Below are 14,156 nucleotides of genomic sequence, written 5' to 3'. Positions count from 1 at the left end.
ATCGCTGGATATTCTCAGGGAGAGCCCGATGTCTGCCCATTTCGCACGACCCGAACGCCATGATGGACTTGACCGCCTGCAGGACCGCAGGATGTTGCGCGATCTTGCCTATATTGATGGCCATTGGAGCTCAGCTAAAGGTGGGCAGACATTCGAGGTGCGTGACCCGGCATCGGGAATGCCGGTGGCATGGGTCGCCGCTCTCGGTCCGCAGGAAACGTCTCTTGCCATCGATGCGGCGTCACGCGCGTTCCGTTCATGGCGCTCGTTGCTGCCGCAACAGCGTGCTGCCGTTTTACGCAAATGGTACGATCTCGTTCTGGCGGCAAAAGAAGATCTCGCGCTGATCATGACGCTCGAGCAAGGCAAGCCGCTGGATGAGTCGCGCGGAGAGATCGAATACGCCGCATCCTTCATCGAGTTCTACGCGGAGGAGGGTAAGCGGCTGAACGCGGAAGGCGTGACCAGCCATCTGCCCGGTGCGCAGATGATGGTCAGCCGTGAAGCGATTGGCGTTGTCGGCATCGTCACCCCGTGGAATTTCCCGTCTGCCATGCTGACCCGCAAGGCAGCTGCTGCTCTTGCGGCCGGTTGCACCGTTGTCGCGCATCCCTCATCCGAGACGCCGTTGTCAGCCCTTGCCCTGGCGGAACTGGCAGAGCGGGCCGGGGTGCCAGCCGGTGTTTTCAATATCATCACCGGCAAGGCAGCACCTATCGTCGAGGCGCTTTGTGCCGATCCGCGTGTGCGGGCCTTGAGTTTCACGGGCTCGACCGAGGTCGGACGTCTGATTGCAGCGCAGTGCGCACCGACAATGAAGAATCTCGTCATGGAACTGGGTGGACACGCGCCCCTGATTATCTTTGCCGATAGCGATATTGATCGCGCCGTGGAAATTGCGATCGGCGCAAAGTTTGCCACTTCTGGCCAGGACTGTCTGGCGGCCAATCGCATTTATGTGGAGCGGTCGGTGCATGACGTTTTTGTTGCTGCGTTTGCCCGGAAAATTGCGGTGTTGAAAGTGGCATCCGGTCTGACGCAAGGTGCGGAAATCGGCCCGTTGATGCACGAAAAGGCCGTGCAGAAGGTCGAAGAACAGGTGCAGGATGCGCTCGGTCGCGGTGCAGAGTGTCTTGCCGGCGGCAAGCGTCACGCAGCCGGCCCTCTGTTTTTTCAGCCGACGCTGCTGACCAATGTTCCCGACACCGCGCTGATCATGCGCGAGGAAACATTCGGACCGGTGGCCGCTGTGACCGTGTTTGATGACGAGGATGAGGTCATCCGCCGTGCCAATGATACGGAATATGGTCTTGTGGCCTATGTCGTTACCCGCGACGGCCAGCGCATGCTGCGTCTGGGCCGGGCGCTCGAATATGGCATGGTTGCGATCAACCGGGTGAAAATCACCGGTGCACCCATCCCCTTTGGCGGCGTGAAGCAATCCGGTCTCGGACGGGAAGGATCGCGCCACGGCATCGAAGCCTTCACCGAACTCAAATATCTCTGCCTCGAAGCAAGCTGAGGCAAAAAAGCAGGAGCAATAGACATGTTGGACCGTTCGAACGAGCTGAACGCCTGGGACCGCGACCACTTTTTCCATCCCTCCACCCATATGGGCACCCATGCCCGCGGCGAAAGCCCGACGCGGGTGATAAAGGGCGGCGAAGGCGTGCATATTTTTGATGTGAACGGCAGGAAAAGCCTTGATGCCTTTGCTGGGCTCTACTGCGTCAATGTCGGGTACGGGCGGCAGGAAATAGCCGGTGCGATTGCGCAGCAGGCCAAAGAGCTTGCCTATTATCATGCCTATGTCGGCCATGGCACCGAAGTCTCGATCAAGCTGGCCAAGATGATCATAGACCGGGCGCCGGAAGGAATGAGCCGGGTTTATTTCGGTCTTTCCGGGTCCGATGCCAACGAAACCAACATCAAGCTGATCTGGTACTACAACAACGTGCTTGGACGGCCGGACAAGAAGAAGATCATTTCCCGCTGGCGCGGTTATCATGGCTCAGGCGTCATGACGGGAAGCCTGACGGGTCTCGACCTCTTCCACAATGCCTTCGACCTGCCCCGGGCACCGATCCTGCATACGGAAGCGCCGTATTATTTCCGCCGGGAAGACCGCTCGATGAGCGAAGAGCAGTTCTCCCAGCATTGTGCCGACAAACTGGAGGAAATGATCCTTGCGGAAGGGCCCGAGACCGTGGCGGCATTCATCGGCGAACCGATCCTTGGCACCGGAGGTATCGTGCCGCCGCCTGCCGGGTACTGGGAGAAAATACAGGCCGTTCTCAACACATATGATGTGCTTCTGGTCGCCGATGAGGTTGTGACGGGTTTTGGCCGTCTGGGCACCATGTTCGGTTCCGATCATTATGGCATCAAGCCTGATCTGATCACGATTGCCAAGGGCCTGACCTCGGCCTATGCGCCGCTCTCCGGCGTCGTCGTGGGAGACAAGGTCTGGCAGGTTCTGGTGCAGGGCTCGGACAAACTCGGATCACTCGGTCATGGATGGACCTATTCGGCTCATCCGATCTGTGCCGCTGCCGGCGTTGCCAATCTGGAACTGATCGACACGCTGGATCTCGTGACCAACGCAGGAGAGACCGGCGCCTATTTCCGCAACGCACTTACCGAAGCACTGGGACATCATCCCATCGTCGGTGAGGTGCGTGGTGACGGCATGCTGGCTGCGGTTGAATTCGTCAAAGACCGGGACGACAGGGTGTTCTTTGACGCGTCGCAAAAGGTCGGCCCGCAAATTGCGGCAGCACTGGCGGAACGCGGTGTGATCGGGCGGGCCATGCCGCAGGGCGATATCCTCGGATTTGCGCCTCCATTGTGTCTCACGCGGGACGAGGCGGATATTGTCGTCAACGCGGCCGTTGCGGCTGTCGATGCCGTTGCAAAAGCGCTCTGAGGTCCGGGATGATGGATACGGTTTCCCGAACAATGTCAGCCGTCTTGCTGACGGGGCACGGCGATCTCGACAAGCTGGTGTACCGGACCGATGTGCCGGTGGCGCAACCGGCGGCAGGCGAGGTTCTGATCGAAATCTCCGCCTGCGGCATGAACAACACGGATGTGTGGGTGCGCCAGGGCGCTTATGGTACGGAGAATGATGCGAGCGCGGTTTCCAGCTGGCGGCGGCAGGACCCGACGCTCACCTTTCCGCGCATCCAGGGCACGGATATTGTCGGCCACGTCGTGGCTGTAGGCGCAGGTGTTGCCTATAGTCGTATCGGCGAGCGCGTCATGGTGGATTTTTCCATCTATAACCGTGAAGACGACAGTCTTGCCGACATTGATTATATCGGTCATGGCCGCGATGGCGGCTACGCGGAATATGTCGCGGTGCCCGGTGAAAATGCCCATGTGGTCAACACCGATTTGAGCGATATCGAACTGGCGACCTTCTGTTGTGCTTATCTGACCGGCGAACAGATGCTTGAGCGAGCCGGATTGAAATCCGGTGAACGGGTTCTTGTCACGGGTGCTTCGGGCGGTGTTGGCTCGGGCATCGTTCAATTGGCGCGGGCGCGCGGTGCCATTCCCTATGCGGTGGTTGGCGCCGGCAAGGAGCAGGCGCTGCTTGATATCGGCGCCGAGGCAGTGATTACCCGCGGTGACGGTGATCTTGTCACTGCCGTGGAGCGTGTTCTCAACGGCAAGCCCATCGATGTGGTTGCCGATCTTGTCGGTGGCCCCCTGTTCAATGATCTTCTGCGCATCCTGCGGCCGGAAGGCCGCTATACGACGGCCGGTGCCATCGGCGGACCTGTGGTACAACTCGACCTTCGGACCATGTATCTGAAACAGCTGCAACTACACGGATCGTCCCAGGGCACACGCGGCGATTTCCGCCGCATTGTCCGCTATATCGAGGAAGGCAAGATCAAACCGCTTGTCGGTGGTGTCTACCCGCTCTCCGAATTCCACCGCGCGCAGAGTGATTTCATGGCGAAGGCATTTGTCGGTAAACTCGTCGTCGTACCCGATGCGAAATATGAGCTGGCTTGAGTAAGGGTAGAATGGCGTCGCCCAGCAGCGTTACCCCGCCGGTTTGCCATGGCTGCTGCGCGCTCGATCTTTGCCGGCAGGCGCGTCACGGCGCACTGAACTCGATGACCGATCCAAGACACCGTCAGAGCTTTATCGGGTGCGTCCGCATCAAGTTGTCAAACGACAGATTCCCGGCGCCTCCAACGACCAGGGCAAACATGCCGCCCGCAATGGCGAGATCCTTTTCGAAATGCAGCAGCTCGTTCTGGTTGGCGAAATTGGTGTGGAACAGTACCGCGGTCAGCAGGCAGAATATCCCCAGCGCCAAAGCGCCAAGGCGGGCGTAAAAGCCAAAAGCAATGGAAATGCCAGCACAGATCTGAAGGGCGATGGTCGCCAGGGCAAGCGGTGCGTTCACACCAAGTTTTGCCATGACTGCAATTGTCCCATCCAGGTTTGCGGCCAGCGTAAAACCCTCGTGCAGAAATATCCAGGCCAGCAACAGCCGGCTGAACAGCATCAAAACATCGGCGAGATGCGTGCCTTTTGCCATCATGTTCACGACGTTTTCTCCCTTTGGGCTGGCGAAAAGGCAGGCGGCGGTGGGCCGCCTGCCGTAGCGTTATCTGGTGCCGTTTGAGGCAATGAATTTTTGCAGGTCTTCAAGCTCTTCACAGCCATTCGGACAGAGCCGTGTCAGCGATGCCACCTGCTCGTTCGCCTTGTCCATTTTGCCGGTCTCGACATAGAGCTCGCCCAAATATTCACGGGCGGCCTTGTGATCAGGCTGGAGTTCCAAGGCTTTGGTATAATAGGTCAGGGATGTCTCGAAATCACCTGTCTTGCGCAGTGTGTAGCCGAGAAGGTTGTAGACGTCGGCCTGTGGGCTGTCTTCGGCCAGCCCGCGCAGCTCCTCCAAAGCGCCGGTATAGTTCTTTGCTGCGATCTTTGCGCGCGCTGATGTCAGATCCGGAGCGCCTGCCGTCTCCATATTATCGACGGCGTAGGCCGGGGCGACAACGGTGCCGGGCATAAGGGTTGCAGCTGTGACAAGGCTTACAAAGCCGATGAATGCAGTCTTGATCATGATCCTATCTCCTTTGTGTTTCTAAGCTTGGACGGTGGCCGTGAAGCCATAGGCGTTGCCGTCCTTGACGAAGGTGCCCGAGCCGGGGAACGGAAAGTGAGAACCGCAGATCTGTATCTTGTCAGCGATCACACGATCGATGAGCTTGCGGCGGGTGGTAATGGCGGTCGGGCCATCCTGATCGTAGCTGCCTTGCCATTCCGGGTGGGGCGCGAGCAGGGCAGGCACGTACATCGTGTCGGCCGAGACAAGCAATTGCTCATTGCCGGAGGTGACAAGGAAAGCGGAGTGTCCGGGTGTATGACCAGGTGCCGCAATCAGGTGTATGCCGGGGGCGACTTCCGCGCCGTCCTTGACCAGATGCCAGTTCTTCCATGTCGGGAAAACCTGGGCAATACGCTTGCCGGCCGGTTTGCGGCCCTCTGCCAGCTTGTCAACGCGTCCCGGTTCGGTCCACCAATTGTATTCGGTCTCGTTCACGACCAGTTCGGCATTTGGAAATACCGGGGCATTCGTCTCCTTTTCCATCAATCCCCACACATGATCGGGGTGGAAGTGCGAGATGATGACGGTGTCGATCTTTGTATGATCTATTCCGGCCGCCTGCATGTTTGCCGGCAGATGGGTGGCATTCGCCTGCCATTGGCCAACGCCGGAGCCCGCATCCATCATCACCAGCCGGTCGCCGATTTTCAGTACGACGACAGTCAGCGGAATGGGCATGAATTCAGTGGTCAGGCCCGCCTTTGCCAAGGCCTGCTTGGTCTCGTCGACAGAAGCATTTTTGATGAATGCCGGGTCATGCGGTTTGCGCCAGATACCGTCATAGATGGCCGTGATCTCGACCGATCCGACCTTGTATTTGTAGAAGCCCACGGACGGTTCGATTGGCGTTTCAGCCCATGCCGGCGGGATAAATTCGAGTTGCCTGGAAAGCCCGAAAGCCGCCGCAGCGGCCGCGGACCCGAGAACGGCGCGACGTGTAATGTCGAACATTGGAATTCTCCTTCAATGGAAAGCTCTAGCCAAACGGAGAACATGGTTCGATCAAGTGCCTCCGCTGATGAAATAGATTGAGATCAGCAGGGGTTTATTCGCATTGGCCGCAGGTTTTTATGCAAGGCATTGAAAATGTTGGAGCAATTCTGACGGACAGGAGCTGCGCAAGGCACCGTAAAACGGTGTAAGATGAGCATTCTGCGCCAGCGGCGAAATAATTTGCGGGTTTCGGGAATATTCTGACGTTTTGTTCGATCTAGGTAACAAACGGCTTGTGGAATTTCGGAGAGGATTCAAGCGCGGCGACCGTGCCGCTTGGGAACACCATGACACAAATGCACCTGGCGACCATATCCATGCTTGTTCCAAATTCCACCCGTGCGGCGCCTGCCTGGCGGTTGCGGCTTGTGGGTATGCGCGCATTTCTGGCAAATGTGCTGTCGCGGTGCACCCCTGGCAGGCAAGGCGGGGGATTGCCGGGCCTCATTGTGCATATGGCAGGGCTGGCAGGTCATGACGTCGCCTCGGAAAGGGTGCGCCCTGCGGCCGACACTGCAGCGCGATTTAACCGGCTGATCATTCCGCATTTGGACGCTGCTTACAATTTTGCCCGCTTTCTGAGCCGTGACGGGGACGCCGCGCAGGATATTGTTCAGGATGCATTCCTGCGCGCCTATCGCAGCTTTGACGGGTATCGAGGCGGTGACGCGCGATCCTGGGTCTTTGCCATTGTCAGGAATTGCTACCATGTCTGGCTGCAGGAAAATCGCCGCAAGTCTCGCGTTGAAATGCCTCTGACGGACAACAATGACGGGGCGTCACCCTCTATCGCCGAAAACATCGCCACCGAAGAGGATACGCCCGAGGCCGCTTTGATCCGCAAGACGGAATCCGAGCATGTCCGTATGGTCATATATTCGCTCCCCGATGCGTTGCGTGAAATATTGGTGTTGCGCGAACTCGAACAGCTTTCGTATCGGCAGATTGCCGACATCACAGAACTGCCTATTGGGACGGTCATGTCACGGCTCGCCCGTGCCCGGCAGGAATTCGCCAAGGCTTGGCACGGTGAAGCCAGCAACGAGGCGGCAGCATCATGAGCGAGACCAAACCGGAAAAATGCTCCGACTGGGCTGTCATGCTGCACGGCTTCATCGATGGCGAGCTCGATTCAATGCACGCGCTGCAATTTGAAGAGCACCTTGCCACCTGTGCAAATTGTACGGCGGAGCTGGAGAAGTTCGCGGAACTGAAAAACATCATTGGTCAGGGTGGTGTTCGGTGGCAGATGCCCGAGCGTGCTCGCGAGCGGATCGTGACAGCTCTTTCCCGTGAGATCGACGGAGCGTCATCAAGCTCCCCCGCATCGGCATATCGCCTCGCCACGTGGCGGACAGCGGCGGATTTCATCAGGCGCTGGAGTTTTGTTCCGTCATTCGCGGCATTGGCTGCAAGTATTTTTCTCGTATTGTCGGTGCCGCCCCAGACCGCTGTACTCCAGGATGAGATTCTTGCCAGCCACGTGCGATCCCTGCTCGTCGACCACCTGACCGATGTGCAGACATCCGATCAACATACGGTCAAACCCTGGTTCAACGGCAAGATCGATTATTCTCCGCCGGTCATCGACCTCTCAGCACAGGGCTTTCCCCTCGTGGGCGGCCGCGTGGACTATATCAATGGCAGGGTGGTGGCGGTTCTGGTGTACCGCCGGCACGGTCACGTCATCAATGTGTTCATCTGGCCGGCATCTCCCATTGCGGCGGCAAGCAGGACACGCGAGGGCTATAATTTTGCCGAATGGTCCAGTGGCGGCCTGACATTCTGGGCGGTGTCGGATGTCAGCGTTGCTGATCTTGCGGCCTTCCGCGCGGATTTTGTCGCGGCTGTCGAGAAGTAGGGATCACAGGAACAGGTCTTCGGATGACGTGCCGCAGCGGCTCATCCCTATCTCATGTTCGTCAGGCCGGCTGCACGAGATTGGCCATCAGTCTGAAAGCGCCTGGAACCAGCTTGTCGAGCTGATGATGCAGGACAAGGCCGGTGTGGGTGTGCCTGCCCTTGCCGATGCGGGCCGAAATCAGCCCGCCGTTCAGCGGCTGTTCGTTGGCATCATGCATGGACAATAGCGGCTCATAGGCATCGTCAAAATCCGACGCGAAATAAAGCCCGCGTTCCTTGTCCCATCCGTTCCAATCGGCTGGCCCAATGATATTGGGGCCTGTCAGCAGGGGGTGTCGGGGTGACAATATCGTTACCGGGGCATGGGGATCGGTCACGCGCCAGCGCAGTGACGGTGATCCGATTTTCAGATAGCGCGGCGGCGTGACGCTGGAAATCCAACCGTCACTGGGACGATGGTACAGCGTGACGAGATGACCGCCGTTTTCAACGAAGCTGTGCAGGCGCGCTGTCGCTGCACTCAGGTCTTTCCGCAGGCCGAATGTGAAAATGCCGACGACTATGGTGGTAAAGTACGAGAGGTCGCCGCCAAGGGTCTCCGTGTCGAGTTCCGTGATATCCAGTCCCATGCGCTGAAGCCACAGGGCGACCTTGTCGGCTCCGCCGCCGACGTAACCGATCTTGGCGCCTTCCGGCAGCTTCAAGTCCAGCGTCAACACCCGTAGCCGTTCAGGGGCGATGAATACCGAGCGTCCGGTGTGCGGGTAGGAAATGGATGTGGTGCGCATGGCCGGGTGCCCGGATATCTCCGGCGTGATCTGAGTGATCCCGGCGGGCAGCGTCTCGGGGGCAGACAGCAGCCATTTGCCGTCCTGCGGCTTGATTGTCCAGCCGGGCGGCGCGTCAAAGCGCAAAGCAACCGCGGGATCCATCCCGTCGACCCCGATCTGCCAGCTGCGCATCGCATCACCGCGTTTGGCGATGATGGCCTCGGGCAGGAGTGCCAGGGAATGCCTGGGCACGATGCTCAATGGCTCTTCAAGATCGAACGTGCCTCGAACCTGCCGGTTGCCAATTCTGGCGGTAACATTGGCGAAAGCCACGCCGTTTCCACCGAGGCTGGACCAGCTGCGTCCATATGGATTTGTCAGCGCTGCCGCTGCAGACGCTTCGATGTCGAAGGACCGGGACCTTGCGGCGTCCTGCGATCGCGTAACAGCTACGCCGGATGGCAGCACGATCGATATATCGCCGGGGAGCGGAATGGACGGATTGTCCATGTGCACCGTAATGCGGCCGGTGCTTTCGGGTGACAGGTGCTGCGGTTCTGTAACCGCCCGCACGTCTATCCCGGCCGTTTCAAGCAATGCCGCGTCAATTTCCCGCCGCTTGCGATCCAGCCGATGTCCGTGTCGTGTCATGAAGTCCGGCGAGGCCAGCATTTCGATACTGTCGATATGGCCGGCAGCATCCAGGAGAAGCGTGGTGATGCGGTCGCGGTCTGGAAAGGCCTGGATGGCTGCATTGATAGCGTCGTGGGCCGATGCGAGCGCTTGGCTCACGGAATGATCTGCGGTGTTGGCAAGCTCTGCAAATGTCGCCGGAATGTCTTCGAGAATGGAACGTTCGGATCGACTTCCCCTCGGACCATACATCAGATGCAGCGGCCACGCCGATCGCGGCGTATCGCGCCAGACCCCCATGCCCTGGGAGGCATGATAGGCGCGTGACCATTCGCCGATATGATCGTATGCGGCTCCCGTTGCCGCTTCGGTACCCGAGGCGTCGATGGCAATCGTTGCATCCGGCGGGGGAATCTCGTCATCATAGGTGTCGCCGCCGCCCGGCCAGGCGGGAAGGTAGTACTTGGCCACGCGCCATGGTGTCAGGCCCTCGGCAAAATGTTCGGGATAGGCCTCGGCATCCGCTGCGAGGGCAATGGCCGCTTCGGCAGCGCGGGTCATGGCGCGGTGATGACCATGCTGTCCCGGAACATCCAGAAATGTTGGAATGACGATATCCGGCCGCTCCTGCCGATAGGCGCGCACCAGGCGCTCGACGATGCGCTTTTCGTCCCATCGCGCAAATGTCGCGTCGCCGTCTTTGGAAAAACCGAAATCATGCACCGGGTCTTCCGGCCCGTGTCCGAGCCAATGGACATCCGCATCGAGCTGCCGGGCCGCCTCCTCCAATTCACGCGATCGCAGCACGCCGAGCGCGCCCAGCCGCTCAGGCCCGAGCGCATTCTGCCCGCCTTCGCCACGGGTCGAGCAGGCGATCACAACCCGCATTCCCAGGCCGAAGCGGAACATGGCCAAGAGACCGTTCTGCTCGTCATCGGGATGAGCGCCGGTGTTCATGACAGTCACGGTCGATGTCAATCGGGACAGCGCATGGTGCAGCCGGACGAGGGCCGGCCGGGACTTTTGTCGTTCGATCCGCTCATGGGACGTCAGCACGGTATCCTCCTGCCGCTTATAACGTGTTGTGGGCTATGTCTGTTGGCGATGTATCGAGTTTGGGGGTCACGACTTCGAAGAGCGGCAGCGCGGCCGCGCCAAGTGCGGCGGTCAATTGACCCGTCTGGCCGCGCTGGACGCGCGGGAGGGAGCGCGCACGGCGGCTCGCCACAGACACCGGCAAATGATGCATGGCGGAAATGATGTCATCGATGATTGCATCCGGCATGGCTCCGCCCAGCATCACGGTTTCCGGATCAAGAATATTTTCCAGCATCGAAACCATCGGGCTCAAATAGTCCGCGGCCTCGCCAATCCACGCTCTCAGAACGGGATGGTTGGCGGTATGAAGGGCTTCAAGGTCGGAAAATTCGCTGGCGGCGATGCCTGCCTCGCGCAGCTTTTCCTTCAGGGCATGCAGCGAGGCATAGAGTTCGAGGCAGCCGCTCTGGCCGCACGGGCATTGTTTTCCGCGCGGTGCGACCACGATATGTCCGATTTCACCGGCATTGCCGAAAGCACCGCGAAACGGTGTTCCCTCGTGGATGACGCCAAGGCCGATACCGGCTCCGAAGTAAATCATGCAAAAATCAGAAATCGCCTGGCCGGCACCGAATAGCCGCTCGCCTACCACGGCGGCGGTGGCGTCGTTTTCAACGATGACCAGTTCGCCGCTCGCCTCGGATAGAACTTTTGCAGTGTCAATCGCTCCCCAGCCGGGAAGGGTGGTTGGGCCGACGGATGTCATACCATCGATCTCAAACGGTCCGGGCATCACCACGCCGATACCAAGCAGCTTCGATTTGAAGAGGCCCCGAATCTTGTCCACCTCGCCGACAAAGCGGGGAATGAAATGTTCGGGCGTGGTGTTTCTGACGGGAACGATTTCCTTGGAACGCACTTGGCCCGCAAGGTCCAAAACAACGATCACCATGTGATCCGCGGCAATCTCGATGCCGATGGTAATGGCGCCCTCGGGATTGACTGCGAACTGTATGGGAGGCTGGCCACGACCGGACCGCAGGCGTCCGACTTCCATCAGCAGGTTGTCGCTTACCAGTTCATCAACGATATTGGCCACCGCCTGGGCGGTCAGCTGGGTGAGCTTGGCGATGTGCATGCGTCCCAGCGAGCCATGAATGCGCACGACATCCAGCACAACGCGCCGGTTGTGATGCCGGCTGCGCTCGGGGTTTTTGCCGATGGCAATCTGATGCGTACCGCTCATCTGTCGGGTCATGTCGCAAACCTTCGATTCCAGTCTTTTACCGATACCTCCAAGAGGTGTTCTGACGCAATACAATAATTCAAGTAAAGTATGTTATTGACAAATCATCGCTGACGGTGAAGCTTATAAGTAAGCCGCGACAACGTTCGCGGTTGCTGCAGCAGAAACATTGCCATGCGGTGGGATGAGGTCATGGGCATCGCCGATGCCTGGGGAACAAGGAAGCTCTGCATCCGATGATGGATATGGCAGGGCACAGGAGGTTTATATGCGTAAAGGAATTCTATTGGCCGGTCTGCTTGCCGGATTCGCCACGTTTGCCGCAAGCACGGCGCAGGCGGTCGAGATCGAATATTGGCAATATGTGTACGAAACCCGCGTCAAGGCAATGGATCAGCTGATTGCCAATTTCGAGAAGGCCAATCCCGGCATCACCGTCAAGCAGACGACCTTCCCCTATGCCGATTACCAGACACGCATCGTTGCAGCCAATATGGGCGGCAAGGGTCCGGATGTCATGCAGCTGTTTTACGGATGGCTCGACAAGTTCGTTGCGGGCAAGCTGCTGCAGCCGCTGCCGGCCGACACGTTTCCGCACGACAAGATTGAAAGCGATTTCTTTCCCATCGTGACAGCCATGAAGAGGGGCAATGATTACTATGGCCTGCCGACGGCTGTCCGCTCGCTGGCGCTGTTCTACAACAAGAAATTGCTGAAAGAAGCGGGCATTGAAAATCCGCCGAAGACGCTGGACGATTTTGTTGCAGCGGGCGTTGCGACAACCAAGCGCGATGCAGCCGGAAACCTTGTCGTCGCCGGCACCACGCTTGATATGGCAGGGCAGGATCACCAGTGGTGGCGTGAAATTCTCATCCGGCAATATGGCGGCGAACCCTATTCGGCCGACAATACCAAGGTCACATACAACAGTGACGCCGGCATCAAGGCCCTGAAGTTCTACACCAGCCTGCAGACGGAGAAGAAGATCGGCCAGGTCGGCTTCATGGACGAAGGCCAGGCGGCGTTTCGCGCAGGTATGGCGGCCATGACCATCGACGGGACTTTCCGTCTCGGCTCCTTCAAGACGATCAACGCCTTCGAATGGGGTGTCACCGAATTGCCAGCCAATGCGGAAGGCGTGCGGTCCAACTATGCGAGCTATTTCGCTAACGGTATTGGCGCACGCGTCAGCGGGGAAAAACTGGAAGCGTCGAAGAAGTTCCTGGCCTATATCTCGTCACCGGAAGCCATGGACATCTGGCTGAAGACGGTGGGCGAATTGCCCGCACGCCGTTCCGCCGCCCTTACAGAAGCCAATCTTGCCGATCCGATCTTTGGCCCGTTCCTCAAGGGTCTTGAATATGCGCATACCACGCAATTCGTCGACGAGGCCGCGCAGCGCCAGACGGCCATGGACATGACCAACCGTGTTCTTCTGGAAGGACAGTCGCCGGAAGCCTCGATTGCCCAGGCGGCAACCGCCGAACAGGCAATCATCGATTCTGCCAAGAAGTAAGGGCACCGTCCAATGGTCTCCACACCTGTCAATACGGAAGGGGCGGTCGCAAGCCGCCCCACCGGGCCCGTGTGGGACCGGCTGTCCATGAAAACCAAGCGGCTGATCTGGGTTTGGTCGTTTCTCGCCCTGCCCATCCTGTTCTACAGCGTCATCCGTTTCTATCCGACCCTGCAAGCCTTCTGGCTGTCGCTGACGGATTGGGATCTGATGCGGCCGCCGGTGTTCATCGGTCTGGGCAATTACGAGCGGTTGTTCACCGATCCGCAGTTCTGGAAAGTCTTCCGCAATACCTTCACCTATCTGTTGATCGGCACACCGATCAGCCTGCTCCTTGCATTCACCATAGCTTACTATCTCGATCGCGTGCGGTTCATGCACGCCTTCATCCGGGCGTTGTACTTCCTGCCGTTTCTGACCACGGCAGCCGCCATGGCCTGGGTATGGCGATGGTTTTATCAGCCGGCCCCGATCGGCGTCATCAACGATGTCCTCGGGCTCTTCGGTTTGCCGCAGCAGCCGTTCATCCGATCGGTCAGTCAGGCACTGCCATCCATCATGGTGACCTCGATTTGGGCTGGTCTTGGCTTCCAGATCATTATCTTCATGGCTGGTCTGCGCGCCATTCCCGGTACCTACTATGAAGCCGCCCGCATCGATGGCCTCGGCGAGTGGGCCATCCTGCGCCGCATTACCTTGCCGTTGCTCAAACCAACGACCGTCTTTCTGGTGGTTTTTTCCTCCATCGGCTTCCTGCGGATTTTTGACCAGGTCTACAACATGACCACCAATGATCCCGGCGGTCCCTTGGGCTCGACGAAGCCCCTGGTGCTGATGATCTTCCAGACGGCCTTTTCATCCTACCAGATGGGTTATGCGGCGGCACAGACGGTTGTCTTGTTTTCCATCCTGCTGGTGGTGTCATTGCTGCAGCTGCGCGTCTTGAGGGATAAATGA

At 58.9% G+C, this 14,156-nt stretch carries 12 protein-coding genes; 7 read left to right on the top strand and 5 right to left on the bottom strand.

From position 1 onward, the window contains the following. The first annotated feature begins 28 nt into the window (after positions 1-28). From J1W56_RS21460 to J1W56_RS21450, 3 genes are read left to right on the top strand one after another with little or no spacing between them, the layout of a single operon-like run. Entirely contained in the window at positions 29-1,522 is a 1,494-nt protein-coding gene (locus J1W56_RS21460) for an NAD-dependent succinate-semialdehyde dehydrogenase (RefSeq protein ID WP_223615329.1), read from the top strand. Positions 1,523-1,546: 24 nt separating this feature from the next. After that, positions 1,547-2,926: an aspartate aminotransferase family protein gene (locus tag J1W56_RS21455; RefSeq protein WP_223615328.1), complete on the top strand. Its 1,380-nt coding sequence runs from the start codon at positions 1,547-1,549 to the stop codon at positions 2,924-2,926. 8 nt (positions 2,927-2,934) lie between these two features. Beyond that, entirely contained in the window at positions 2,935-4,026 is a 1,092-nt protein-coding gene (locus tag J1W56_RS21450) for an alcohol dehydrogenase family protein (RefSeq protein ID WP_223615327.1), read from the top strand. 124 nt (positions 4,027-4,150) lie between these two features. Here the strand turns inward: J1W56_RS21450 and J1W56_RS21445 are convergent, their stop codons facing one another. The 3 genes from J1W56_RS21445 to J1W56_RS21435 form a co-directional block, all read right to left on the bottom strand. Next, complete coding sequence (locus tag J1W56_RS21445) at positions 4,151-4,564, bottom strand: DoxX family protein (RefSeq protein WP_223615326.1); 414 nt, start codon at positions 4,562-4,564, stop codon at positions 4,151-4,153. 66 nt (positions 4,565-4,630) lie between these two features. After that, positions 4,631-5,041 carry a tetratricopeptide repeat protein gene (locus J1W56_RS21440; protein ID WP_404928641.1) on the bottom strand — a complete coding sequence of 137 codons (411 nt, stop codon included), beginning with the start codon at positions 5,039-5,041 and terminating at the stop codon, positions 4,631-4,633. A gap of 75 nt (positions 5,042-5,116) precedes the next feature. Further along, positions 5,117-6,091, bottom strand: a complete 975-nt coding sequence (locus J1W56_RS21435; RefSeq protein ID WP_223615324.1) for an MBL fold metallo-hydrolase — start codon at positions 6,089-6,091, stop codon at positions 5,117-5,119. A 416-nt stretch (positions 6,092-6,507) separates the two neighbouring features. On the opposite strand from J1W56_RS21435, the gene J1W56_RS21430 reads away from it, so the two are divergent. Together J1W56_RS21430 and J1W56_RS21425 are read left to right on the top strand one after the other, a co-directional pair. Continuing rightward, positions 6,508-7,194 carry a sigma-70 family RNA polymerase sigma factor gene (locus tag J1W56_RS21430; RefSeq protein ID WP_404928639.1) on the top strand — a complete coding sequence of 229 codons (687 nt, stop codon included), beginning with the start codon at positions 6,508-6,510 and terminating at the stop codon, positions 7,192-7,194. Next, positions 7,191-7,994: an anti-sigma factor family protein gene (locus tag J1W56_RS21425; protein ID WP_223615322.1), complete on the top strand. Its 804-nt coding sequence runs from the start codon at positions 7,191-7,193 to the stop codon at positions 7,992-7,994. Before J1W56_RS21430 ends, J1W56_RS21425 begins: the two co-directional genes overlap by 4 nt. Before the next feature lie 61 nt (positions 7,995-8,055). Here the strand turns inward: J1W56_RS21425 and J1W56_RS21420 are convergent, their stop codons facing one another. Together J1W56_RS21420 and J1W56_RS21415 are read right to left on the bottom strand one after the other, a co-directional pair. Next, positions 8,056-10,455: a PIG-L family deacetylase gene (locus J1W56_RS21420; protein WP_223615321.1), complete on the bottom strand. Its 2,400-nt coding sequence runs from the start codon at positions 10,453-10,455 to the stop codon at positions 8,056-8,058. Between the two features lie 16 nt (positions 10,456-10,471). Further along, a complete protein-coding gene (locus tag J1W56_RS21415; RefSeq protein WP_223615320.1) occupies positions 10,472-11,695 on the bottom strand; it encodes an ROK family protein in 1,224 nt (407 codons plus the stop codon). Positions 11,696-11,951: 256 nt separating this feature from the next. Here J1W56_RS21415 and J1W56_RS21410 point away from each other — a divergent pair, with 256 nt between their 5' ends. Together J1W56_RS21410 and J1W56_RS21405 are read left to right on the top strand one after the other, a co-directional pair. After that, a complete protein-coding gene (locus J1W56_RS21410) occupies positions 11,952-13,199 on the top strand; it encodes an extracellular solute-binding protein (RefSeq protein ID WP_223615319.1) in 1,248 nt (415 codons plus the stop codon). A gap of 12 nt (positions 13,200-13,211) precedes the next feature. Beyond that, positions 13,212-14,156, top strand: a complete 945-nt coding sequence (locus tag J1W56_RS21405; RefSeq protein ID WP_223615318.1) for a carbohydrate ABC transporter permease — start codon at positions 13,212-13,214, stop codon at positions 14,154-14,156.

Source organism: Phyllobacterium calauticae, from assembly GCF_019991125.1.
GTDB lineage: Bacteria > Pseudomonadota > Alphaproteobacteria > Rhizobiales > Rhizobiaceae > Phyllobacterium > Phyllobacterium calauticae.
The sequence above is the reverse complement of the archived record's forward strand: the minus strand, read 5'-3'. Positions and strand labels throughout refer to the sequence as shown.